The 24,888-nt window shown below is 45.1% G+C and carries 27 protein-coding genes; 20 read left to right on the plus strand and 7 right to left on the minus strand.

Annotated features, from left to right (window positions below):
- Positions 1-39 precede the first annotated feature (39 nt).
- Positions 40-192, plus strand: coding sequence for a hypothetical protein (locus AC27KT_RS11240; protein ID WP_487129987.1), 153 nt, complete (start codon positions 40-42; stop codon positions 190-192).
- Between the two features lie 188 nt (positions 193-380).
- Here AC27KT_RS11240 and tolC read toward each other — a convergent pair whose 3' ends face one another.
- Entirely contained in the window at positions 381-1,778 is a 1,398-nt protein-coding gene (gene tolC / locus AC27KT_RS11245; RefSeq protein WP_487129989.1) for an outer membrane channel protein TolC, read from the minus strand.
- A gap of 296 nt (positions 1,779-2,074) precedes the next feature.
- On the opposite strand from tolC, the gene nudF reads away from it, so the two are divergent.
- From nudF to parE, 5 genes are all read left to right on the plus strand, one after another.
- Positions 2,075-2,701, plus strand: coding sequence for an ADP-ribose diphosphatase (gene nudF, locus AC27KT_RS11250; RefSeq protein ID WP_487129991.1), 627 nt, complete (start codon positions 2,075-2,077; stop codon positions 2,699-2,701).
- On the plus strand, positions 2,698-3,138 hold the full coding sequence (locus AC27KT_RS11255; RefSeq protein WP_049587313.1) for a DUF1249 domain-containing protein: 441 nt from the start codon (positions 2,698-2,700) through the stop codon (positions 3,136-3,138). Before nudF ends, AC27KT_RS11255 begins: the two co-directional genes overlap by 4 nt.
- Positions 3,135-3,938, plus strand: a complete 804-nt coding sequence (locus AC27KT_RS11260) for a metallophosphoesterase family protein (protein ID WP_487129994.1) — start codon at positions 3,135-3,137, stop codon at positions 3,936-3,938. The genes AC27KT_RS11255 and AC27KT_RS11260 overlap by 4 nt, the downstream gene beginning before the upstream one ends.
- Before the next feature lie 126 nt (positions 3,939-4,064).
- Positions 4,065-4,646, plus strand: coding sequence for a YqiA/YcfP family alpha/beta fold hydrolase (locus AC27KT_RS11265; RefSeq protein WP_487129996.1), 582 nt, complete (start codon positions 4,065-4,067; stop codon positions 4,644-4,646).
- A gap of 136 nt (positions 4,647-4,782) precedes the next feature.
- Entirely contained in the window at positions 4,783-6,678 is a 1,896-nt protein-coding gene (gene parE / locus AC27KT_RS11270) for a DNA topoisomerase IV subunit B (protein ID WP_014975634.1), read from the plus strand.
- A gap of 124 nt (positions 6,679-6,802) precedes the next feature.
- On the opposite strand, the gene AC27KT_RS11275 is transcribed toward parE, so the two are convergent.
- The gene (locus AC27KT_RS11275; protein WP_487130279.1) at positions 6,803-7,477 is read right to left on the minus strand and encodes a hypothetical protein; all 675 of its coding nucleotides are present in this window, start codon (positions 7,475-7,477) and stop codon (positions 6,803-6,805) included.
- Positions 7,478-7,697: 220 nt separating this feature from the next.
- Between AC27KT_RS11275 and AC27KT_RS11280 the strand changes: the two genes are divergently transcribed.
- Entirely contained in the window at positions 7,698-8,399 is a 702-nt protein-coding gene (locus tag AC27KT_RS11280; RefSeq protein ID WP_487129998.1) for an HAD family hydrolase, read from the plus strand.
- 178 nt (positions 8,400-8,577) lie between these two features.
- Positions 8,578-9,873: a hypothetical protein gene (locus AC27KT_RS11285; RefSeq protein WP_487130000.1), complete on the plus strand. Its 1,296-nt coding sequence runs from the start codon at positions 8,578-8,580 to the stop codon at positions 9,871-9,873.
- 92 nt (positions 9,874-9,965) lie between these two features.
- Here the strand turns inward: AC27KT_RS11285 and AC27KT_RS11290 are convergent, their stop codons facing one another.
- On the minus strand, positions 9,966-10,298 hold the full coding sequence (locus tag AC27KT_RS11290) for a hypothetical protein (RefSeq protein ID WP_014997269.1): 333 nt from the start codon (positions 10,296-10,298) through the stop codon (positions 9,966-9,968).
- A 258-nt stretch (positions 10,299-10,556) separates the two neighbouring features.
- Between AC27KT_RS11290 and AC27KT_RS11295 the strand changes: the two genes are divergently transcribed.
- A complete protein-coding gene (locus AC27KT_RS11295) occupies positions 10,557-10,748 on the plus strand; it encodes a hypothetical protein (RefSeq protein ID WP_105930787.1) in 192 nt (63 codons plus the stop codon).
- A gap of 1 nt (position 10,749) precedes the next feature.
- On the opposite strand, the gene epmB is transcribed toward AC27KT_RS11295, so the two are convergent.
- Entirely contained in the window at positions 10,750-11,775 is a 1,026-nt protein-coding gene (gene epmB, locus AC27KT_RS11300) for an EF-P beta-lysylation protein EpmB (RefSeq protein WP_487130003.1), read from the minus strand.
- Positions 11,776-11,811: 36 nt separating this feature from the next.
- On the opposite strand from epmB, the gene efp reads away from it, so the two are divergent.
- The 5 genes from efp (at position 11,812) to AC27KT_RS11325 (ending at position 17,660) form a co-directional block, all read left to right on the plus strand.
- Positions 11,812-12,381 (plus strand): elongation factor P, encoded by a 570-nt coding sequence (gene efp / locus AC27KT_RS11305; RefSeq protein WP_014948217.1) that lies wholly within the window; start codon positions 11,812-11,814, stop codon positions 12,379-12,381.
- Between the two features lie 362 nt (positions 12,382-12,743).
- On the plus strand, positions 12,744-13,712 hold the full coding sequence (gene epmA, locus AC27KT_RS11310) for an elongation factor P--(R)-beta-lysine ligase (RefSeq protein WP_487130005.1): 969 nt from the start codon (positions 12,744-12,746) through the stop codon (positions 13,710-13,712).
- A 180-nt stretch (positions 13,713-13,892) separates the two neighbouring features.
- A complete protein-coding gene (locus AC27KT_RS11315) occupies positions 13,893-16,313 on the plus strand; it encodes a TonB-dependent receptor (protein WP_487130007.1) in 2,421 nt (806 codons plus the stop codon).
- 164 nt (positions 16,314-16,477) lie between these two features.
- On the plus strand, positions 16,478-17,101 hold the full coding sequence (locus AC27KT_RS11320) for a gamma-glutamylcyclotransferase (RefSeq protein WP_487130009.1): 624 nt from the start codon (positions 16,478-16,480) through the stop codon (positions 17,099-17,101).
- A 40-nt stretch (positions 17,102-17,141) separates the two neighbouring features.
- On the plus strand, positions 17,142-17,660 hold the full coding sequence (locus AC27KT_RS11325) for a GNAT family N-acetyltransferase (RefSeq protein ID WP_487130011.1): 519 nt from the start codon (positions 17,142-17,144) through the stop codon (positions 17,658-17,660).
- A gap of 56 nt (positions 17,661-17,716) precedes the next feature.
- Here AC27KT_RS11325 and AC27KT_RS11330 read toward each other — a convergent pair whose 3' ends face one another.
- Positions 17,717-18,325 (minus strand): peptidylprolyl isomerase, encoded by a 609-nt coding sequence (locus tag AC27KT_RS11330; RefSeq protein WP_487130013.1) that lies wholly within the window; start codon positions 18,323-18,325, stop codon positions 17,717-17,719.
- Between the two features lie 48 nt (positions 18,326-18,373).
- Positions 18,374-19,606, minus strand: a complete 1,233-nt coding sequence (locus AC27KT_RS11335; RefSeq protein ID WP_487130015.1) for a methyltransferase — start codon at positions 19,604-19,606, stop codon at positions 18,374-18,376.
- Between the two features lie 316 nt (positions 19,607-19,922).
- On the opposite strand from AC27KT_RS11335, the gene AC27KT_RS11340 reads away from it, so the two are divergent.
- The 6 genes from AC27KT_RS11340 (at position 19,923) to AC27KT_RS11365 (ending at position 23,292) form a co-directional block, all read left to right on the plus strand.
- Entirely contained in the window at positions 19,923-20,564 is a 642-nt protein-coding gene (locus tag AC27KT_RS11340; RefSeq protein ID WP_487130017.1) for an alpha-ketoglutarate-dependent dioxygenase AlkB family protein, read from the plus strand.
- Positions 20,565-20,569: 5 nt separating this feature from the next.
- Entirely contained in the window at positions 20,570-20,890 is a 321-nt protein-coding gene (locus AC27KT_RS11345) for a BolA family protein (protein WP_487130019.1), read from the plus strand.
- A gap of 32 nt (positions 20,891-20,922) precedes the next feature.
- A complete protein-coding gene (locus AC27KT_RS11350) occupies positions 20,923-21,615 on the plus strand; it encodes a phosphatase PAP2 family protein (protein WP_487130021.1) in 693 nt (230 codons plus the stop codon).
- A 2-nt stretch (positions 21,616-21,617) separates the two neighbouring features.
- A complete protein-coding gene (locus tag AC27KT_RS11355; protein WP_487130023.1) occupies positions 21,618-22,238 on the plus strand; it encodes a nucleotidyltransferase family protein in 621 nt (206 codons plus the stop codon).
- A 375-nt stretch (positions 22,239-22,613) separates the two neighbouring features.
- Complete coding sequence (locus AC27KT_RS11360; RefSeq protein ID WP_487130025.1) at positions 22,614-23,096, plus strand: hypothetical protein; 483 nt, start codon at positions 22,614-22,616, stop codon at positions 23,094-23,096.
- Positions 23,047-23,292 (plus strand): helix-turn-helix transcriptional regulator, encoded by a 246-nt coding sequence (locus tag AC27KT_RS11365; RefSeq protein WP_487130027.1) that lies wholly within the window; start codon positions 23,047-23,049, stop codon positions 23,290-23,292. Before AC27KT_RS11360 ends, AC27KT_RS11365 begins: the two co-directional genes overlap by 50 nt.
- 94 nt (positions 23,293-23,386) lie before the next feature.
- Here AC27KT_RS11365 and AC27KT_RS11370 read toward each other — a convergent pair whose 3' ends face one another.
- Positions 23,387-24,727, minus strand: a complete 1,341-nt coding sequence (locus AC27KT_RS11370) for a nitrate- and nitrite sensing domain-containing protein (protein WP_487130029.1) — start codon at positions 24,725-24,727, stop codon at positions 23,387-23,389.
- Positions 24,728-24,888 lie beyond the last annotated feature (161 nt).

Here is a 24,888-nt window from a genome sequence, read left to right on the forward strand (position 1 = left end):
ACATCACTAAAAATAGAGATAAATTTAAAGGGCATAATCATGGATGATGAGTTACAGCTGTTGCAAGAGAAATTACGCGCCGTTTCAATGCGTTTATCTGACTTTGTAATGACTAAACAAAATGCTGAAGCCTTATGTGCAGAATATCGACAGTTGCTGGGCGCCTTGCAAAAATTCTCTTGCGCCAAATAGTCATTCGCTTCAATGCTATCAAAGATTTATCATACCATTCCTGCATTACCACGCTTCGCTAGGAAACCTACCAGGGTCTTCTGAGTGGGCAATTACCTGCGCGAATTGGTATTAGGTACAAAAAAGGGCAGCCAGTAGCCACCCTTCCTATGTGGTGTTTAAACGCTGGTCTTGCGCTACATCACATCCTATTCGTTGCTACTCTTCTCTACAGGTTTAAGACCACGATTGATCATAGCCACATCTTCACCTGTAAGGGTTCCAGCCGCTTGCTTAAGCGTAATCACTGACTGAATAAAGTCATAGCGTGCACCCGCAAGGTTACGACGTGCGTCAAACAAGTTACGGGTGCTGTCCAATACGTCAACAATAGTACGTGTACCTACATCAAAGCCCGCTTCTGTGGCTTTAAGTGCGCTATCTGCAGACACCACTGACTGCTCAAGAGCGCGAATAGTAGAGATAGAGGCTTTTACGTTATTAAACGAGCTACGAACTGACTGTACCGTTTGACGATACGTCTGCTCTGCGGCTTGGCTGGCCGCTACGTAGTTGTACTTCGCTTGCGACGTTTGCGCGCTTACGCTACCGCCTTGATAGATTGGAACGTTCAGCGTAATGCCAATTGATTGGCTATCCAAGTACGGCGTTTCATACCCAAACGGTGTGGTAGAACCGTCGTCATTTAATACTTCAGCATCAACATCATCTTTCGAGCGACCGTAACTGCCAGACAGTGATAATGTTGGCAAGTGACCAGAGCGCGCGATCGCAATATCTTCTTTTGCCACGTCCATGGCCAAACGGTCAACTAATAGAGCAAGGTTTTGGTCCTGTGCGGTCTCTAGCCAGCTGTCTACAGTTTCTGGTACCGGCATAGTCGCAGAGAAATTCTCTGTATTTAGACCGAAAAGACGGTCGTGGTACTTGCCGGTAATAACACGAAGTGCTTCAAGGGCAAACTCAAGCTGGTTTTTCGCTTGGATTTCCTGAGCTACTGTACTGTCGTAGTTCGCTTGCGCTTCGTGCACGTCAGTAATAGCCGTTAAGCCCACCTCGAAACGCTGGCGTGTTTGCTCAAGCTGTCGCTCAATGGCGCGTTTCTCTGACCCTACGAACTCTACATTGTCACGGGCGCGTAATACGTCAAAGTAAGCAGTAACGGTACGCACGATAACGTCTTGCATACTAGCGGCAAGTCGTGCATCGCTTTGCTCAGCTACTTTCTCTGCGCGGTCTAGACCCAACCAATTTGCGTGGTCGTACAAAGACATTGAAAGTGATAAACCGTAGTTAAGCGTGTCTACTTCAGTATCTGTCGTGAATACTTGAAGGCCATTGTCACCAGCCGCTTGTTGAAAGCGTTCTGATTCAGATTGGGTGTAACCCACAGAGCCTGAGATTTGGGGTAGTAGGCTTGCGCGGCTAAGACTGATCCCTTCAAACGCAGCATCACGTTGCGCTTTCGCCTGGTTTACCAATGGATCGTTTGCCAGTGCTTGTTGATATACCTGCATTAGGTCATCGGCTAGCGCACCAGTTGTCATCGAAACACCGATAACTAGCGACAGAAGTGTTCGTTTCATGCTTACGTCTTCCTGTTGTGTTCAAGTTGCGTCGTCGTTTATTCATTGAGACGACTTATTAAAATCAAGTGTATGAAAATTCAACCACAAACCGAAAGTCCAAACTCGTAACAGTATTCGATTAACTGTAACAGAATATGTGATCTACCCACGCAATTATTATAGTAATAGACGACTTGTAATATGAGTTTTCTGTTATTCGCTCACACGCCATATCGCAATTTTCATGCGTATACATGGTTGGTGTGTAAATGTACTATGTATGATAAATCTATTTGAACCATAAGTGTCTGCAAATGAGCAAGGAATTCCTTTCATTTACCTCAAATGACGTCGAAATCACCGACATTAAGCCAGTGTATCGTGGTTTCTTTACCATGAATCAGTATCAATTTAAGCACAAGTGTTTTAATGGAGAATGGAGCGACACGGTCACGCGAGAAATATTTGAACGCGGTCACGCGGTGGGTGTCTTACCCTACGACCCCGTTCTCCAAGAGTTCGTGCTCATTGAGCAAGTTAGAATTGGGGCATTAGCCACATCTTCAAGCCCTTGGTTAATAGAAATTATCGCGGGCATGATCGACAAAGGAGAAACACCAGAAGCAGTATGTCATAGAGAGTCGATGGAAGAGGCAGGTATTACCCTAGATAAATTAACCAAAGCGCTGAGTTATTTATCGAGCCCGGGCGGCACGACCGAAAGATTACACATTTTTATAGCAAAGACTGATGCTAGCCAAGCGCAAGGCATTCACGGCCTAGAAAGCGAGTCTGAAGACATTAAAGTACACCGAATAAAAGAAAATACCGCCCTTGAATGGTTGGAAAATGGCCATATTGACAACGCCGCAGCGGTAATTGCGCTACAATGGTTCTTTATGCACAAAACACAACTTCTGGAGCAGTGGCAGACATCGTGACACAACGCAATCAACGAAAATACGTACCTCATCTTCCTTCAATGCAGGCGCTTTGCGAACTGAACTACTCCCATGTTCTGAGGATTTTGCCTGATTGCGATACGGAAGATTTGAGCTATGAATTTTCGGTTGGTGTCGGCCTGTCTTATGAAATACGTATTGTGGAGTCTGCTCGCTACACCAGTACGTTAAGCATTAAGCAAACCACTAAAGATATGCCCTCATATTTAACGCCCAGCATGACGGTGCGTTTATATCACGATGCGCGTATGGCAGAGGTTATTAATAGCCAAAACACGGGAGCGCTTGAACCGTCTTACGAGTATCCGAATTTAAAAATGCGCCAGCGTAACGAAAAGCACATGGTGAATATCTTTTTAGCTGAATGGCTAAACTTCTGTTTGCAACATTCCTCAAGCGTTACCTCTGAAGCGTGATAACACTCATTCAGCTAAGTGATTGCCACTTACTAAAAGACAAAGATAAGACGGGATATGCGGGCATCGCGCCCTATGATTCACTAGCACGCGTGCTTTCTGATATCCCAAATTACATTGTTCAAGAAGTTGCCAGTGAGCCCCAGCAGAGAGCAAACCAGCAAGTAGTCTTGCTGGTTACTGGGGATATTAGCGGCGATAATTCCACTGAGAGCTATCAGCAGTTTATTGCATTGATGGAGCAACATATTGAGCCAGCAAATATAGAATGGTGTGTGCTGGCGGGAAACCATGACAATAATCCGTACTTCGAAAAGTACGTTGGCAGTCGGCACTTACAAAGCAATGACTCGTTAAGTTTGGGCAATTGGCAAATACACGGCATGGATACCCGTGCTACAAGTAATATGCATACGGCAGCGGGGGAAGTAAAAGAAAACGATATACAGGCGCTAGAGCAATCGTTAACTACGTCGCCGCAGACAAATCATCTTGTTGCGCTTCATCATCACATATTGCCTTCAAACAGTTGGATGGATAAGCACTCTTTGGTTGATGCTCAGCGGTTAGTATCGCTTACAGATAAATATCCGCAAATAAAAGCCTTCCTACACGGACACGTGCATTCGCCGTTGCGCCAGCAGATAGGAAAGCACAATACGCCTTCTTACGGCAGCCCTTCTACGTGTTGGCAGTGGGAAATGCGGCCCGAGTTTGGTGTTAACAATGAAGCGCCGGGGTATCAAGTGATGAATTTAATGGATGACGGCACGGTAAACGTTACCGTTGTCAGGGTTTAGCTCAGTCGAGCTTGGCTTTGAAGGATGCTGTAGGCGCGTTTGGCGTTAAAACCGTTTCATACTCGCATCGAGTTTAGAGCAAACAAAGAAACAAAAAAGACCAGAGAACACAAAATAGAGAAAAACATGCAGCACATCTTATATCTTCACGGCTTTCTAAGTTCGCCGAAATCCATTAAGGCGCAAGCCACTAAAGCGTATTTTGAGCAGCATCACTCAAACGTTACCTTACACATACCTGAGCTGTCTAACTTTCCTAGTAAAGTGGAAGACCAGCTAATTTCACTTATTGAGAACACACCGGCATTGCTTGAAGACGGGCTGAAACTTATTGGTAGTTCAATGGGGGGGTATCTCTCTACGTTTTTGCTTGAAAAGTTTGGTGGCAGAGCCGTGTTAATCAATCCCGCTGTTCGCCCTTACGAGCTATTGCAAGGCTTTATCGGTGCCCACGAAAACCCTTACAGCAAAGAAAAGTTTGAAATAGTAGAAAGTGATATGGGGGTAATCCAAGCATTAGAAGCTGCCTCAATTAAAACGCCAGGCAATTACAAAGTGCTGCTTCAGACCGAGGATGAAACACTGGATTACCGCTTGGCGGCTGAAAAGTACGCACAAAGTCATCTTGTTATTGAAGAAGGCGGCGATCACAGCTTTGTAGGTTACGAAAATCACTTACCTGCTATTGCCGAGTTTTTGCTGAAATAAGCGCATTGCCAGTCTGTACTCGCCCTGCTAACATCAATCCTATGCTGTGCGGCGCTATGCTTACTGAAGTTACTATAGCTAACCTTAGTGCCGCGTACCTCTTTCTTTGTCGCTGGCTTAAATAACAACCATAACTATGTCAAATCAATACAATTCAGATGCTATCGAGGTTTTAAACGGCCTTGACCCCGTAAAACGCCGCCCTGGTATGTATACCGACACTACCCGCCCAAATCATTTGGGTCAGGAAGTCATCGATAACAGTGTGGATGAAGCGCTTGCTGGTCACGCCTCTAACATCAAAGTAATTTTGCATGAAGACCAATCGTTAGAAGTTATCGACGATGGTCGTGGTATGCCGGTAGATATACACCCGGAAGAGGGAATATCAGGCGTAGAGCTTATTCTATGTAAGCTTCACGCGGGTGGTAAATTTTCAAATAAAAACTATGCCTTCTCTGGTGGTCTTCACGGGGTGGGGATCTCGGTAGTTAACGCGCTTTCAACTCGCGTAGAAGTAACTATTCGACGAGACAGTAACGTATACCAAATTGCCTTTGAAAACGGCGACAAAGTCGAAGACTTACAAGTTATTGATACCTGCGGTAAGCGCAATACAGGAACCCGTGTTCACTTCTGGCCTGACCCGCAATACTTCGACTCGGCAAAATTCTCCGCCAGCCGACTTGTACACAACTTGCGTGCAAAAGCGGTATTAAGCCCCGGTCTGCGCATTCGTTTCGACAACAAGATCACCAAAGAAAGCCAAGAGTGGTATTACGAAGACGGTCTTAAAGACTACCTGTATCAAGCGGTAGAGGAGTTTGAAACCTTACCATCTGACACGCCATTTGTAGGTACATTCAGCGGCAACACAGAAGCCGCCGATTGGGCCGTAATGTGGTTGCCTGAAGGTGGTGATTTGGTAACGGAAAGCTACGTTAACCTTATTCCTACAGCGCAAGGTGGTACACACGTTAACGGGCTGCGCCAAGGCTTACTAGAGTCAATGCGCGAATTTTGCGAATTTAGAAACTTAATGCCCCGAGGTGTTAAGTTATCGCCAGATGACATTTGGGACCGCTGTGCCTATATCCTGTCGACTAAGATGCAGGACCCACAGTTTGCCGGGCAGACCAAAGAACGCTTGTCTTCACGTCAGGCCAGCGCGTTTGTATCAGGTGTAGTGAAAGATGCATTCAGCCTTTGGTTAAACCAACACACTGAAATTGCTGAAGCGCTTGCTGAAATGTGTATCAACAATGCACAGCGTCGCCTTCGTCAAACCAAAAAAGTTGCGCGTAAAAAGGTTACCCAAGGGCCTGCACTACCAGGCAAACTGACCGACTGCTCATCGCAAGATATTTCTTACTCTGAACTGTTTTTAGTAGAGGGTGACTCGGCGGGTGGCTCGGCCAAGCAAGCGCGAGACCGAGAGTTTCAAGCAATTATGCCGCTGCGCGGTAAAATCCTGAACAGCTGGGAAGTCGACTCTTCTCAAGTGCTGGCATCACAGGAAATTCACGATATTTCAGTTGCGCTGGGTATCGATCCAGATTCAACCGACCTGTCTGGTTTACGCTACGGTAAAATTTGTATTCTTGCCGATGCTGACTCCGATGGGCTACACATTGCAACGTTACTATGTGCGCTCTTTGTGCGTCACTTCAGAACCTTGGTTGAACAAGGCCATGTGTATGTTGCTATGCCGCCGCTATTTAGAATAGATGTAGGCAAAGAGGTGTATTACGCGCTAGATGAAGGCGAGAAGCAGGGCATTCTTGACCGAATTGAAGCGGAGAAGAAACGTGGCAAAGTTAACGTGCAGCGCTTTAAAGGCTTGGGCGAAATGAACCCGCTACAGCTTCGCGAAACCACCATGGACCCGAACACCCGTCGACTTGTTCAGCTGACTATTGAAGACGCGGAAGAAATGATGGAGTTGATGGACATGCTGCTTGCTAAGAAGCGTTCTGGCGACCGTAAAACATGGCTTGAAAGCAAAGGTAATATGGCTGAAGTGGCGTTGTAGATTGCAGAAGCACGCCGCTTTTGTGCTTATTTATAGAAGCGTGTATTGATAACGCTGTTCAAACAAGTGACCGCTAGACAAGCAACCTTATCGCGACATGAAGCAAATCGAAAACGCCGAGATACTATCCTGATACGGAAATTTCTCGGCGTTTTAGTTTGTGCATCTGCAACAAAATACTGCCACGCATAATTACGCTCGTACCATTTAAGATAAGCAGCGGCCAGCTTTGGCTTAATGGCATTGTTAGGCCAAACAATAAAGTGCTAACGTCCTTTATCAAGATATTGCGAAACAGCGAAAAGGACAGCGACCCCACTTTTTGTCTGCGCTGCAGTACAAGCCATTGGTGCAGTGAACCTTGAAATAAGATGACGGTTACAACTAGCATTAACGTGTTTGCGCCAAGTTGTGCAAGCGCTGGGAAAGGGCGAAAAGCGATGGAAAGAGTGCCACCGATGAGAGCTAGCAAGGCGACTACGGCAACGTAACCTGAAATTGCAGTGCGCCTGTGCTGCCAAATTTTCCAAATGATAATGAGCGTAAGAATGAGCGCCCCAAAACGGGTCCACACTAAATAATGGTTGAAAGGCTCTACCGAAATGCCAAATAGAAAAATAGAGAAAAAGGCAAAATAGCTAGAGCCAAACTGGTTAAGTGACAAACTATAGTTAGCATCGTCACTCTCGCTAGAAACGGGCACTTGAAAGCGCGTCATGGCCTTAATCTGCGACCATAACCCTAACCATGTCAGTAAAAATAGCGCGGTACTGGCAAAGCCTAGAATGTGGTAAAGCACCCAATTTGCTCCACGTTGAAAATGTTCTAGCTCGTGAAAGCCACAAAGCCACAGTGTACCACAGCACTGGCACTGTTCTGGCATGTTCTGAAATATGGCATGAAAACAATCACCATTAACAAAGCACTGCACCAGGATCTAAAGGTGTTATCGTTTTTTCGGTATCGATTACATCTAATATATTTTCAAAACCGGTATTGAACTAGCAAGGAGGTTTATTTTGGCATTGAACCCAGTTTCTTCATCAGCCCGCAAGTTAGCGGTAAGCGATAAAACCACAACGCTGTTATTTGATCACGACGGTACCCTTATTGACTCAGAATCCGTACATTTTGACCTGTGGAAAGACATTTTGCTGAAGTACGATGTTGAACTGAGCGAGGATTTTTATTGTGAAGTGATGGCGGGTATTCCCGTAAAGCAAAATGCTGTCGATCTCGTCGAATACTTTAATATGGATATAGCGCCGCAGGTGCTAGCAGAGCAAAAACACAAAAGCATTAGCGACTACTTAGATAAGCAAGCTTTTCCCTTAATGCCGTTTGCAAAAGAAACTATTGAACATTGTGCAAACAAAGGTTACACCATTGGCATTGTGACTGGGGGAAGTAAAAAATCGGTGGAAAAAACCATATCTCAGTATGGTTTAAGTGCTTATATTTCTTGTGTGGTTGCCGTGGAAGATGTCGAAAACAGCAAACCAGCACCTGATTGTTACGCGCTTGCAATGGACAAGCTAGGAAAAATACCAGGTGAATGTGTGGCAATTGAAGACACGCAAACCGGCATGACAGCGGCACTTGCTGCAGACCTAGCCTGCGTTGTGATACCCACGGATTTGTCGAAACATCATGACTTGTCTAGTGCTACAGTGCGGTATACAAGCTTGAAAGACTGGGTGGACTGCGAACTCGTTTTTTAGCGAATGTGCTGGAGGTTAATTGCCGACTTGTCGTGCCACTTGTCACTGGTGGCGCGAAAATAGATAACGTAGTATAACCAGCACGTTAGGGCGTAACTTTCTTTGTTTTACAGCAAAGAACGCAAGAGGCGCTAACTTATTTTTTATTCATTGTTATGACAGGTACAGCTGATTTCTCATGATTTTGCGTAGCGTAAAATGGCTTTTGATTACTCTTGCCATCATTGTTGTTCTGCTTGTAGTAAGCGTTGCTACGGTTACTGTTATGGCTGTACAAAAAGCGCCATTAGTCGCATCGACAGCGCCCACACAGCTAGATGGTGCTGATAGCGTTAATGAACTCCTCGGTCAGTTGCAACAAGCGTTTTCTCGCCGAGAAGAGGGCCATCAAGTTACGCTCACCGAAACCCAAGTCGAAAGCTTAGTAGGTGTGTTACAGCGCGCATTACCTGACTTTAAGGGCGTAGTGAATATCACGCCGTTGGCGGGAACCATTAACGTTACTTACGCTATCAACAATACGGGGTATTATGTAAATGCGTCAGCGCTAGTACTGCCTGGTGATAGCTTGCGTATAGAGCAAGTCCAAGTTGGCGACTTAACCATTCCGGGTCGTTTTTTACTAGGGTTTTTAGAGCGTACGGTGAACTCTTATACGCAATCAGAAATAGCCACCATTGCGCTGTCGCGGGTTGAGCGTGTGACGATGCGAAGCGGTGAGCTTACTTTAGATGTCGGGCGTTTAGATGAGCTGCTAAGCGAGTTAAACGTGGTGGCGTCGAACATGTCGGTAAGCGAACAGACCGAGCTTCAGCAGTTATCTGCGTACTATTTACGTTATTTGTCTGGTAGAGAAATAGCCTTATCAACTAAACCGGTATCCCTTATTGAATATTTGCGCGAAGGGATGGCACGAGCGCGAGAGCAAAGCCAAACCCCTGAAGATGCAGTACTGCATAATAATGCGGTAATCCTCGCTTTAGCGGTTTACGTTGGGCATCATCGTGTTGGGACTCTGGTGGGCGACATACAGCCAGATTCCGAAAAAGCGTTAAAGCCTCGCAGAGGTGCGGTGCTGCACAAGCGCAACGATTTGGCTCGTCACTTTATTATCTCTGCGGCATTAGAGTTAATGGCTGAACAAGGCATGTCCTTGGCAATTGGCGAGTTCAAAGAGCTTATGGACAGGGGCAATGGTGGTTCGGGCTATAGCTTTGTGGATTTGGCGGCAGACATGTCGGGCACTGAGTTTGCGAAGGTTGCTACAAATCCAAGCACCGCGATGGATGTACAAAACGCGATGGCGCGCATTCAAAGTGAGCTTGAAATCATCCCGCCGATCGATGGGCTGCCTGAAGGCTTAAGTAAGCAAGCGTTTACCGAACAATATCAACGGGTAGACAGTGAAGCGTACTTAAAAGAAGTCGAGGAAATTAAACGCAGAATTCGCTTACTGCCGCTTTATCAAAAATAAGTGGTAAGGCGTGAGAGTGCGCCGAAAGTGATGTGCTAATTCAAAATAGCCCGCAAATAAAGCGGGCTTTTCGTTATTAAATTTAGTACGTGCTAGCTTTTAGATAGAGATTGCTGAAATTGCGCAATGGTCACCAACGCTAATTCTATCTTTTTAACCAGTGGCGCAAGTGCTTGTTTGGCCGCATCGTCATCCAGTTCCTTTAGCGTTTGCCAGTCGCTGGCAATTTCTTGTACATACGGACCGAATCGTTTGGCTGATGTGGTAAACCCGCTGTCATCAGCAAACACTGCTGCAAACTTACCTTTTTGATCGCGCTGTAAATTATCTAATATCTGGTCAGCATCAACAGCTTTGCGGTGTAACGTTTGAATGGTTTCCTGAAGTTGTTGATGAACAGCTTGCATCTCTTGGCTCTGTTGCATGGTCATGCCTTTTGTTTCTAATGTAATCCGGTGTACGTGCTAGCCGCACACTCAATGTTCATATACTGCGCAGCTATTGTTTACGCTACGCCAAATGTATCACGGTAAATAATGGTTAAAGTTTCGTCTTTCAAGGCCGATAACCTAAAGACTGTTGTAAATTACGAAGCTTGTTGGTTACGTAATGCACAACACGCCGTAAGGGTGGGCAATTCTGCCCATTTTTTTACTTTGCTACAAGCAACAAAGGAAAATGGTATGGATCTACAAGGTACTAGTGCCTCTGGAGCGTCCGGTGCGTCACTTGAGTTGGCCTCTCTTAAGTTGGCAAAAAGCCAGCAAGAGCAAGAGGGAAAAGCGTCGCTTCAGCTGCTGGAATCAGCCGCTGACGTACCAAAAGCGTCATCTTCAAACCCCGCGTTAGGCGCCAACATCGATACCTACGCGTAAGTTACGGATGCAAATGTAAGTCGATAGGCGTTTTGCCGGGTTGACCGCCAATTTCTCTCACCAGTTTTGGTACCAAGAAGCCCGGTAGGCGCTTTATCGCTTCTTTCATGATTCGACGACCTTCATCATCACTCACATAAAAGTGGCTTGCACCCTGTACCTTATCTAACACGTGTAAGTAATAGGGCAGAACACCAGCCTCAAACAAGGTTTCGCTTAAATCACTTATTGCATCGCCGGAATTGTTCACGCCTTTTAGCAATACCGACTGATTAAGTAGGGTTACACCTCTTTCTCGTAATGTGTTTAATCGGGATTTTAGCGTTTCTGACATTTCGTTCGCGTGATTAGCATGCAGCACCAATACTTTTTGAAGCGGCAATGCGGTAAACCATTCAACAAAGTCATGGCTAATTCGTTCTGGGAGTACCACGGGTAGGCGGCTGTGAATACGCAGGCGCTTTATATGGGCAATAGCGGCAATTTCGTTGGCTAGCCACGACAGATGATCGTCTTTCGCCATCAGTGGGTCGCCACCTGAAAAAATCACCTCATTTATTTGGCTGTTATTGCGAAGGTAATCAAGCACATCAAGCCATTGGTGTTTGCTTACCGCATTGTCGGCGTAAGGAAAATGGCGGCGAAAACAGTAACGGCAGTTTACCGCACAGCCGGTGCGAACCATTAATAACACGCGAGAATCGTATTTGTGCAATATGCCTTTGCCTGCCGTATCGTGTTCGTCTAACGGATCTTCGCTATAACCTGGTGATGTTAGAAACTCGTCGCTAAGCGGCATAACTTGCAAAAACAGCGGGTCGTTGGGATTTTCTTTTTCCATCAGATCCACAAAATGTCGTGGAACACGCATAGGAAAAAGACGACGTGCTTTAATGTGTTGAGCGTATTTTTCTTGGTCTAAACCTAAGTGTTGCAAGAGCTTTGCAGGATCGGTAAAGCTACTTGCTAATTCTTTTTGCCAGTTATGCTCTACAGAAATCGGTTTTTTAGGTATTATTTGTTCCACGAAACTTTTTGTACCTTATGTTTAGACAGAGGAATTATGGCTAATTACAGCACTAACGAGTTCAAAGGCGGCCTGAAAATCATGCTGGACGGCGAACCTTGCAACATTCTAGAAAACGAATACGTAAAGCCGGGTAAGGGCCAAGCGTTTAACCGCGTAAAAATCCGCAAGCTTATTTCAGGAAAAGTTTTAGAAAAAACTTTCCGCTCAGGTGAATCAGTAGAAGGCGCAGACGTAATGGATACGGAACTTGCCTACTTGTACACCGACGGCGAATTCTACCACTTTATGAACAACGATACATTCGAACAAATCGCTGCAGACGAAAAAGCGGTAGGCGAGAATACCAAGTGGTTGGTAGAAAACGACGTTTGCACCATTACACTGTGGAACGGTTCACCTATCACAGTAACGCCACCAAACTTCGTTGAGCTTGAAATCACCGAAACTGATCCTGGCCTTAAAGGTGATACAGCAGGTACTGGCGGTAAGCCAGCAACACTTAGCACGGGTGCAGTTGTTCGCGTTCCTCTATTCGTTCAAACAGGCGAAGTTATCCGTGTAGATACGCGCTCTGGCGAATACGTGTCTCGCGCACAAAAATAATATCTTATACCAGTCCGCATAGATAATTACCCACTCAGCGAGAGTTAAAATGTTCGTAATCGCGGCGTGTTGCCGCAGGTATAGTGGTTCTACATCAAGGTGACACAACAAAGAGTACGGACATTTTAAACTCGCCCTTGGGGAAGGTCTGGCAAGCTTCCTAGCTTCATTCTGGGAATTTGAAAGGGAACAACCATTCCTGCATTCCCACGCTTCGCTATGAAGCTTGCCAGCGCCTTCTGAGTGGGCAATGATCTATGCGGATTGGTATTAAGCGCATATCGCGCATTCTGTTTAGGTGTAAAGCCGGTGCCTTTGTGTACCGGTTTTTTGTTTTAGCTATTCTTCTTAGGTTTGAACACATGCAATCTTGGCAGCCTACTACCACTCATGAAGCCCGTGTTGCGCGAGCAGAATTACTCAGAACAATCCGAGAGTTTTTTTACGCAAGAAACGTGTTAGAAGTCGATACACCTTTACTTTCTAACGGCACGGTTACCGATGAGCATTTAGACGCGTTTGATACACAATTTAATTTTGCCTCATCTGGTAAGCCAACTACGCTATATCTTCAAACTTCCCCTGAATATGCCATGAAGCGGTTACTGTGCGCTGACAGCGGTAGTATTTATCAAGTGTGTAAAGCGTTTCGCCATGAAGGTGAAGGGCGCTGGCACAACCCAGAATTTACTATGCTAGAGTGGTACCGCTTAGGTTTTGACCATTTTGTGCTAATGGACGAGGTTGACGCCTTGCTGCAAGAAACCTTAAACACGGCTTCGGCCGATAAGATGACGTATCAGCAAGCTTTTCAAACCTATTTAAATATTGACCCGTTAAGTGCTGATAACAAGGTTTTGCTAAAGGCAATGGAAGAGCAGAACATAGATATTCACGCGCCGCAAAGCTTAAGCTATGACAGCAAGTTACAACTGTTATTCAGCTATGTAATCGAACCTAAAATCGGTAACGAAAAACCGTGCTTCATCTACGATTTCCCTGCTTCTCAGGCGGCGCTTGCCAAACTAAGCCCAGTTGATGAACGGGTTGCCGAGCGCTTTGAGGTGTATTACAAAGGCGCTGAACTTGCTAACGGTTTCCATGAGTTAAGTGCGGCAAAAGAGCAGCGAGAGCGCTTTGAAACTGATAACGAGAAACGCCAAGAAACGGGTTTACCTGCAAAGCCCATCGATGAAAACTTTCTAAGTGCGCTCAACGCAGGTTTGCCACCGTGTGCGGGTGTGGCGCTGGGCATCGATCGGCTGCTTATGCTTAAAACCAACGCGAAACACATACAAGAGGTGATTAACTTCACGGTAAGCAGAGCTTAAGGCTTTTTTATTACTTGTGGGTTAGAAAGGCGCAGACTTTGCACTTAAATAGTCCCAAAACATTAAATAACGTTAGATAACTGGTAAGTTACGTTGACCTGCTGTTGACATGAGCAGGTCAATGCTGAAAAATGTTATAACATCACCAAATAATGTTATAACATCCTCAGAGGAATACCCATGAAAATGCGTTCACTGCTAAGTTTGTCCATAGCAGGGCTGTTAAGTGCGCCTGTGTATGCCACAACGGTAACAGGAAAAGTCACTGACACGGCAGGCCAGCCTGTTGCAGGGGCTGAAGTAAAAATTGAAGGCAGCCGCCGCGTAGCTTACACCGATGTAAACGGTGTGTACCGTTTTGACGATGTAAAGCAGCCACATATTCATTTACATGTTTATTCTTCAAACTACATTCATGGTGATAACGACTTAGGCGACGTAAATACGGATCAAAATGTAGACTTCGTTTTAAAGCCTGCATCCGTCGAAAATATCGTCGTTACCGCCAATGCACTTCAATCATCTGTACTTGAATCTGTTACGCCAGTAACTGTTATTAGTGCAGAGAAGCTGCGTAAAATAGAAGCGCCTACCTTAGGTGAAACCCTTAAAAACGCACCTGGTGTGCACAGCACCTACTTTGGCCCAGTTTCAAGCAGTCCGGTTATTCGCGGTAACGATGGCCCGCGTGTAAAGATTGTTCAAAACGGTTTGGATGTATCTGATGTCTCTCGCGTTGGCCCAGACCATAACGTAGCGGCTACCCTTTCTAGCGCAACACAGGTAGAAGTACTTCGCGGTCCAGCGACGCTTCAATACGGCAGTGGCGCTATTGGCGGTGTAGTGAATGTGGTTGACAAGCGTATTCCTCAGTACCAGATAGACGGCGTGGAAGGCGAAGCAGAAACCAGCTACAGCACAGTGAATAATGGTTCGTACTCCCGCGCAGATGTGAGTGGCGGTAGTGGAAATATCGTATGGCATGTAGATGGCTTTTATCGCGACACAGACAATGCTGACATCCCAGGCTTCGCATCTATCGACCCCGATGAAGATGAACCTAACGGCGTACTAGAAAGCAGCGCAATGGAAACGCGCAACATTGTTGCGGGTCTATCTTACGTAGCAGACGAAGGTTACTTTGGCTTCGCGGTTGAGCAGTTAGATAATGAATATGGCGTGCCAGGCCACAGTCATGCTCACGGTGAAGAGGAGCACGATGAACATGACGAAGAGCATGAGGATGAAGAGCACGAAGAACACGACCATGGCGAAGAAGGCGTGCTGCTTGATGTAGACATGACCCGCTACCAAGCAGCCGGTGAATGGCATTCTCCTTTCGAAGGGTTAACTAATCTTAAATTTGCAGCAGCCTACACTGATTACGAGCATGCTGAAATTGAAGACGGCGAGCCTGGTACTGTATTCACAAACGAATCAAGCGACATTCGCTTGTCGGCTTATCACGAAGAAATAAACGGATGGCACGGCGTATTCGGCTTACAGTTTAACCATAGCGATTATAATGCTGTTGGCGAAGAAGCTTTCACGCCAGCCAATACCACCTCAAGCTATGCACTTTACATTGTTGAGCAAAAGAATGTGGGCGATGTAACGTTTGAGCTTGGTGGCCGACTTGAACGCACGACTTTGGATGCTGACGCAAGCGAAGTAGAACTTGACATTTTACATGATGAGCACGAAGGCGAAGAGCACGATGAAGAGCATGAGGGTGAAGAACATGAAGAGCACGCTGTTGCTTTCAACTTCCCTGATTACGACTTCACCAGCCTATCACTTTCAGCGGGCGCTAACTGGGAATACCAGGAAGGTCACTCAATTGCCGTAACCCTATCACGCAGCGAACGTGCACCCAGCCAACAAGAACTTTTCTCTGCTGGCCAGCATTTAGCAACGCAAAGCTACGAAGTAGGTCTAGTTTTTGATATGGATGAGGAAGGCCATATCGAAGAAACACTTAAAGGCGTAAAAGAAGAAGTTAGTACCAACCTAGATATTACTTTCCGTAAGTTTACCGGAAGCTGGGGCTACAGTGCGTCGTTCTTCTACAATCAAGCGGATGACTATATTTTCCAAACAAGCACGGGTTTAATTGCACTTAGTGAGCATGAAGAGCACGGCGATGAAGAAGGCTTGCCTATCTATTACTTCCAACAAGCTGACGCTGACATTTGGGGCTTTGAAGCAGAAACTTACGTTGATTTATCAGACACGCTACGTTTGACTGTATTTGGTGACTATATTCGCGCAGAAGTAGAAGGTGACAATCTTCCGCGCACGCCACCTATGCGCTTCGGTAGTGAATTAAGCTATGTAAACGATGGCTTAAGTGCTGACGTTGGCTTTACATGGTATGACGACCAGAACGAAGTTGCGTCGTTTGAAACTACAACCGACGGTTACACGTTAGTTAACGCAAGCGTGCAGTATGAGTTTGGTTCTCAAGGCATCGACTGGGTAGTGTTTGCCCGTGGTGAAAACCTTACTGATGAGGAAGCTCGTGTTCATACATCTTTCTTAAAAGACCAAGCACCGCTTCCAGGTAGAAACTTTACTATGGGTGTGAGAGCGTTGTTTTAATTAACACCATAACTATATTAAGCAAAGGCGGTGTAACTTGTTACTCCGCCTTTTTTGTTTATGCTGTGTGAAAAATGCTGAACGCAATTTTTTAGGGCTTTGCACTGAGAAGGTAAACAGTCCGAAAATAGTGATAATGAAGCGGCTATGACGTAGAGGTAAAAATGAATGAAATAGCGAACTGGCTAAGTGCGCAAACCGAAAAGCATATGGTTTTAGGTTACGGAAGCTTACTCAGTAAAGACAGCCGAGAACGTCACTCGAACATTTTCACTAAAGGGATCCCTGTAACTGTATCTGGCTTCGAAAGAGCTTGGGTGACTCGCAGTCTTCATGAAAAACAGACATATGTTGGCGCCGTAGCCAACGCCCGCAGTCATCTGAACGCTCAGCTTATCCCCACGCAAATTAACCCTGCCTTACAGGAGAGGGAAAAAGACTATAGGTTTATTGAAGTGAGTCCTAAAGCACTCGATTTTCACCTTCATCAAGGTGTGGTAGCAGATATGTTAAATGAGCAATTGGCGCAGTTCACTTTCTGGATTTGTGAAACACTCGCGTGCGAGCCAGCAAGCGAAGCTTTTCCTGTTAGCCAAACCTATGTTGATACCTGTATGGCGGGGTGCCTAGAACATGGTGGCATTAAAGAAGCGGAGCGATTTGTAATGCATACCTCGCTGTGGGAGCACCCAAGAACAAACGATAGAGCACAACCCAAATACCCGCGTGCGGCAAAAGTAAATAGTGAAGCTATTGAGCATATAGACAGAATTCTAGCAAAGCGCTAGTTTTAGCAGTAACAGACGCCCCTTAGGCAGAGAGTTTAGTGTGAATACTGAAGCATCAATTTTAACTTCCGACAGAATTACCTTAAGGCCGCTCACGTTTGATGATCAACACTGGGTATTAGCATTACAGCAAGACGAGTTGTGGCTTAAGTACATTGGAAGTAAGAATGTAAACACATTAGATGACGCCTGCGACTACATTGGAAAAACCAATTCGCAGCGAGAAGAATGGGGATACGGTTTACTTGCTGTTGAGTTAAATGACACCAAACAACCGTTAGGAGTTTGCGGGTTATTTAATCGCTTTGCCTTTGAATGCCCAGACTTGGGCTTCGCCATGTTGCCTGAAGCAAGAGGAAACGGCTTATGCTACGAGGCATGCAATAAGGTTATAGCTTGGGCTACTGCTGAAGGGTATGGCTTTTTAACCGCAATGACGCATCCAGACAATAAGGCATCGCAAAAGCTATTACAGCGACTAGGTTTTAAAAAACAGGGTCTTTACTTCGATAAAACGTTTCCAAAACAGCATTTGTTTAGAATTGAGCTTCAGCCATAGATGAGTCAGCTCTATGGCTGAATGTATAATGCTTTTCGGCCAAAGCCGATACAACCTTATAGCGGTGGTAAAACGGTCACTTTTTTAATAATGATCGGCTCAATGGGTACGTTGTTTGCGTTAAGACGAATGGAGTATTCGGTTTCTACTTCCGACATGGCATCAACAATATCTTCGCCTTCCACAATCACGCCAAAAACCGCGTAGCCCCAATCTCTTCCTGGGTTTAAGCTGCTGTTGTCATTCACGTTGAAGAAAAACTGTCGGTTTGCGGTATGCGGGTCGCTTTGTCTTGCCATTGCAATGGTGTGCAGGTCGTTGGTCAAACCGTTACCTGACTCATTAAAGATATCTGGAAAGTTCGACTTGCCGTTGAAGTCGGCCGTATAACCACCACCTTGCACAACAAAACCAGGCACTATACGGTGAAAAATAGTGTCTTCGTAGGCGCGCTTATCCACATAACGAAGAAAGTTATTTACCGTAATTGGCGCGCGTCTTCTGTCTAGCTCAACTACGATATCGCCCATGGTGGTTTCTATTTTCACCCGAGGGTAATAGTTATCGGGCTGAACCTGAGACCCATCGTCTTTTTTGGCCATAACGGGTGAACTGCTGCCAATCAGCATAACGGCGGTCATGATTGATAAAAGTATTTTCTTCATAAAAATGCCTTTAAATGTATTCCTTAGTTTGCGCACTTTTTTATGCGCTTAGCGTTTTGCAGTGCCTAAGATAACGAACTTTTTATCACTCGCAAGTACCTTGGCGCCACCAAACAGCTTTTTAAGTTTAATGTGGTAGTCGAGGTGTCGGTTGCCAACCACCACCAAGTGACCACTTTTAATCAGTAATTCACGAGAGTCAGTAAACATTTGCCATGCAATATGGTCGGTGATCGCGTTTTGCTGATGAAACGGTGGGTTACACAGAATTTTGGTAACAGCAGGTTTATTCTCTCTATTGATTAATGTTTCAAGGCAATTACTTGCAACAAACTCGCATTGATCGATTTTATCCGGAAAGTTGTTGAGCACATTGAGTCTGGCACTTTCTAATGCCATATAGGACTCGTCCACAAATATCACCTTGGCGTCAGGAGCGAGAGACAGCGCGTTTACACCCAATACACCATTACCACAGCCCAAATCTACCACCACGTCATTGGCACTCACCGTCATGTGCTCAAGCATAATACGCGCGCCAATATCCAGCGACTGCCGAGCAAATGTGTTGGCAAGGTTATCGATAGTAAGCTCTGCGCCCATGGTGCTTTTACACTGCCAGCGCGTTGGGTAGGGAGAGTCAGCGAGTTTTAGAGACTCACGAGGCGAAGCGAACACAAGCCGCGATTTCTTCTTGGCAAGGGAAGTGGTGGTGGGGCCAATATATCGTTCAAATAGGTTAAGTACGGATTTTGTGATGGTCTTCACTTTACCTGTTGCGATAACGCGCGTGTCAGGTGTTATATATTTTTGTAAATCAATAAGCTGTTGTTCAAGAAGTGCAAGGGCGCGGGGGACCTTCAGCACAACTAGACACGGCGCCTTTTCTGGCTTAAACGTTAAGCTTTGCACGCTAGTCAAGGTTTTCAGCGGCGCGGTTAGCAGGCCGTTTTTATTGCTCGCCTCTGCATTACTCAGTAAATGATTGGCTTTTAAATTCTCAGAGAGTGAACGCAAAGATATGTAGGAGTCAGATACCCAGTAAGGTGCTAAGTGCGAAAACCAACAACCTAACGCGCCGAAATCGTCGTTAAAAATCATCATTGAGCCATTATTGTCACCATTGCCAATTGAAAGCGACGCTTCACTTAATAAGCTCTCAATGTGCTCAATAACGAGTTCATCAGCGCTATCCCATGCTTGAAGGCTTATGTGCTGGTGCTTTTCAGGGTAGCGAATAAGCGAGAATTGTCGGTCGGCAAAAATAAATTCTGTATTCATTGGAGTCTTTTTTCAGAGAAGGCTCAAAGCACTCACACACTTTTGAGAATGCCTATTTGGTTTATGTACGCGTTGCCTATCTTATCATATCAGCTACGCGGCTCTAACCAATAACGTGTTATTCTTATGCCGCGCACTGTTGATGGTGACAATGTACTGGTGGAAGAATCACTTTTACAGTTCGCAGAAAAATCCACATTAGCAATGCATGCGTAATTAAAGTGTAATTGGGGGACTTCATAGGTGTGTTTAAGCACTTTTGAGATCAAGTGACCATAGCCAAGATTATAAATCACCGGAAATATCATAGTTACGCATGCAGTTTTCTCTATTCGAGACCCCAGAAAACAATAGCTCATTTCATAAGCTCCCGCTGTCAGAGGGCGATGTCACTTATGTTCCTCAAGCGCTATCAAAAAATGATGCAGATACTTTTTTTGAGTTACTGAAGGCCGAGTTACCCTGGCGTCAGGACTCGATCAGATTGTTTGGCAAGTCGGTAAAAATTCCCCGCCTTCAGAGCTGGCACGGTGATGAAGATTGCACCTATACCTATTCGAATTTAACCATGTCGCCAAATCCGTGGACGAACAGTCTTTTAAGTATTAAAGATTGTTGTGAAGCGTTATGTGCTCCAACCCAAAACACAAAGTTCAACAGTGTATTAGCGAATTGGTATCGCAACGGACAAGATAGCATGAGCTTTCATTCAGATGATGAGCCGGAGCTAGGTATCAACCCCGTGATTGCATCAGTTACCTTAGGGGAGGCAAGACCTTTTGTTTTCAAGCATAAGGAAACAAAGGCGAAGCATATTCAAGTACTTGAACACGGCAGTGTGTTGATTATGGCGGGAACAACACAAACTCATTATGTACACGGTATTGCGAAGACGGCGAAGCCTATCGGTGGTAGAATTAACCTTACATTCCGACATCTTATCCAAAAAGCAAGGTAAGCCAAATGCAAGTAAAAGCGTTTCTGGAAACTACGATTGAAGCTGCACTTAATCCGAGTTATCTCGAGGTTGTAGATGAGAGTTTTATGCACAATGTTCCAGAGGGGGCTCAAAGTCATTTCAAAGTAACGGTAGTGAGCGATGCTTTCGAGGGTAAGCGCTTGATAGCGAGGCACAGAGAAATTAACGGTCTTGCGGCTGAAGCCCTGCAGGGCCCTGTTCACGCATTGGCACTTCACACGTATACGCCTGCAGAGTGGGAAGCGCGAGGTGGAGAATCGCTAGCATCACCCCACTGTCTAGGCGGCAGCAAGCACGATAAGTAGCACCCTCAATCGTACTAAATGGAAGTAGAAACATGACAAGCAGTGAAAAGACAAAAAATGGCGCCATCGCCGATTATTTAAGCATGATAAAAACACCCGCTATTCAAGTTTTACTACTTGGAACAGGCTTTTTGTTAATGATGCTGTTTGTTTACATGGGCGTTTTAACGTCATTTGATAATGCAGTGTTTAACACAATTAGCGAGCTAGGCAATGTGTCGGGGTGGGAGCGTGACGTGCTTAGAGATGCCACAGCGCTAGGTAGCAATACGGTGCTAATTTTTGTTGTGGCAGCAGTCGCTGGTGCTTTGGGTATGGCGGGAGAGAAGAAAAAGGCTGTTACCTTTATCATTGCCGTTGCGGCTGGCATTGCTATGACTTTTCTTCTTAAAGCGGGTATCGACAGACCGCGCCCATCGCTGAGCATGCAACATGTCGATGTGTACACTCAAAGCTTTCCTTCGGCTCATGCCACGCTATCAACCCTGGTTTACTTTTATGTAGCTCATTTGCTCACACATTTGGCAACAAGTACGCGGGTAAGAGTATGGATATACCTTGCGACTACTCTGCTGGTATTTTGCATTGGTCTTAGCCGTGTCTTGTTGGGTGTGCACTGGCCTAGTGATATTATCGCAGGCTGGTTTGCCGGCGGAAGCATGGCGGCATTTTGCTTTTACGTGATTAAGTGGAAGCGAAAGCTGCGTATTAAAGATAAAGGTTAAGTGTGCAAGATCTCAAAAGGCTTGGCGATATTATCAAGCGAGATCCTTTCAGAATGGATTGCCTTCATGCCTTGCGGATGCTTGATTTACCGCAGGGCTACATAGGTGCAGGGTTTGTTCGAAATGCGATATGGGATGATTTGCACAATAATGACATCTCTACACCGCTTAATGATATTGACGTTATTTACTTTAGTGATGAAGTTTTCCAAACCCAAAGTATCCACGCTCTAAACTTACCAAAAGAAAAAGAAGACGCTCAGTCGCAAGCTCTATTTTTAACAAAATCAAAGGAGCAAGAGATTGAGCGTGGACTTTCTCGCCTTGTGCCCCAAGCTAATTGGCAGGTTAAAAACCAGGCACGGATGCACTTGGCTCACGGGCATGCTCCCTATAAAAATTGCCACGACGCTATTTCATATTGGATAGAGCGAGAAACCTGTGTTGCGGTTCGTCTTTTAGCCAATGATGATTTAGACCTACTGGCGCCATTTGGCTTGGAAGCAAACTTCGCAGGCACCATAAGTATTAATCCAAAATATCCAAGACCCGATGTTTTCAAACAGCGACTTGCTTCTAAGAACTGGCTCACTGTTTGGCCTTCGCTGACAGTCCAGATATAGCTGGAAAGCAGTACGTATTTGTGCGAATCGGCGCGCAATCTTTCAGACTATACTTTGATTAATCAAAGCCACAATAAACATTCTTCTGCATAACAATACGTTGTTTTTTCTGCTTTCATGCCATCAGTAAAGCTCTACTAAAAAACCAATTTATCTCGGTATTTTTTTGTGCCTATCGTCGAAAAAATTACGAAAGAACGCTGTTACCGAAAACGCGTAACATATGAGTTGCATAAAAAACTTGCACTTATGTAACCTTTAGGTATCATTGATACCTAAAGGTTACATATGGTTTATTTAGGTATCATATGCGACATTTAAATGCAGTGAGCTGTAAACGGCATCAATACGCCGTTAATAATAGGGAATTTAAAAATGGCAACATCAATTTTAGTACCACCAGAGACGGAACAAGAGTATTTAACAATAACGGGTAAAGTCAGTCTCGCCTTAGCTTTATTTATTTTAGTTAAAGCCGCATTAGTTATGATTGAGAATACAGACTCAGTTATTTACTGGACACTAGGATTAGCGTCATTAGCAAGCGCTATTTACTGCGTAGTATTAGGGATCAAATCTATGAAGTTTGCCCAAAATATATCTCGTTTGGGTTTTTGGACACTTACATTTGACGATGAATACGTGGACTATGTCAGCTCATTTAGCTTGCGTATTACTTGTCATATCCTGATTTTTGGCACAATGATTCTTGCTTTTTGGGGGGACAGTAAGTGGTTTGTAGAAGTAATTGCTCCCTTTGATATTACCAATGCGCTTCAAGTCTTGCTTGGTGTAGCCGCAGCCGCCCATGGAACATCTATTTTGTGGAAGCTACGTGAGGAAGACCTCAGTGAATGAAGATTTAGATAACCATATTCACAAGCTCCGATTGCAGCATAAAATATCCCAGCAAGAACTAGCTGATGCGATTGGTGTTTCCAGAAAAACCATAAGTACCGTGGAAACAGGGCGCTTCACACCATCGGTAGTTATTGCTTTAAAAATTGCCAATTATTTTGCAATTCCAGTAGAGCAGGTGTTCGAACTTAAATAAGTCGTTAGCTTAATGTAAAACTAAAATGTAGTGCCTGCTGTAACTTAGTGACAGTAGCGCTGCTTGATAGCACAACATCAGCAATGATTTATGCTTACCTTGCGGCTGAGTTTTTTGTAGTAATATCTACTATTTTAGCGGCAATAGCGGCTATGGTTGTATTTTCGCTCATGGCTTGTTTTTGCAGTCGGCGATACGCATTGTTTTCGCTTAGTCCAAATTGCTCCATAACTACCAGCTTTGCTCGGCTTATCAGCTTCTGATCTTGAATTGCACGTTTAGCTTCTTCAAGCTCTCGCTCCATGTCTTCTATATGCTGGGCTTGAGAGCGTAGTAAGTCATAGAAAGAGCGGTGGGCTGACAGTGTTTTAGTTTGCTCGCTGAGTGACAGCGTTTTATTCTCGTCGTCTTTTGTATCTTCTGCTAAGCCCGGCATGCTAGGGTCAAACAGTAAGGTGAGCGGCGAGCCATCATTGGCGTGCTCATCGTTAAAGCGTGTAAGTAACTGTTGATGATTTGCCATTTCATTTTTTGCATTGGCTACTTTACTGTTAGCTTGCTGTGTTAAGGCTTCGGTCAGTGCTACCTCGATACCCTGCATTGCATCTATACGACGAGTCGCTACATCGAACCAAACTTCTGATATTTCACCGGCAATCGGACTGCCGTCGCCAAGCTGCGCGATCATATTTCTAAGCTGTGTAATATCTATTGCAGCGGGGCTTTTATTTAATTCTTCCAATGCCGCTTTGTGAGGCATACAGCTAAACTCACAAAATATATTGAAGTGATGTTCTTGGGCTTGCTGAAGTGCGGCTAGTTTTTCACATAGGCGCGCGTCGAAATGGGTTTCTGCAAAACCAATTGCCCCCCACGCTCGCTCTTGCCCTGCATATTCTTTGGCCTGCATAAAATTGAACAAAGCAACCAGCAAACGGGTAATAGTTGGATCGCTCGCGATATCTGCTGCTTCAAAAATGACAGTAAGTAAACTTGCCACTAAACGGCTGTAGGCCCGTGTTGATTCCAGTGGCGTTAACTGTTGCTTATCGACTTGTTCTCTTAAGCGTGGCAAGTAGTCTGTCGCCTGCATGGCTAAAGTAATACTGCTTAATAGGCGCGGGTTGCCAGAGGTGATCTCATCAGTTAAGTAAAGAGACTTCAAATGGCTTTTTAACATTGACTCTGCTTGTTCACTAGCACTGACATACTGCATTCGCTCAACTTGGTAGCGCTCGGCTTTAGACGCAAGAAAGATATTGCTGGCTCCGCGCTCTTTTTGCAGTTCATGTATGAGCTCACGAACCGCAATAACAATACGACAGTTACTAGAAAGCTGTTCTAATACAGTGATTTCTGCATGTTTTGCGGCCAGCAAAAAACGTTTGGTCGCATCGCTACAAAGCGCAATGGTTTGTTCAGGTTCGTGCAGCATAAAAGGCCTTGCTAAATGTTGGTTTACCCAATTCGCTTTTTTGTTGATAGTTGTTTGCGAAATAATGCTTTAAAGCACAATAAATTAAGCAACACTTATGCCCTGTTTATAAGAATGTAGTTATGCAAGGTTTGGAGGCGAGTGTAATCCGTTGAATGCTT

This window comes from Alteromonas sp. 5NW40-0090, from assembly GCF_057552975.1.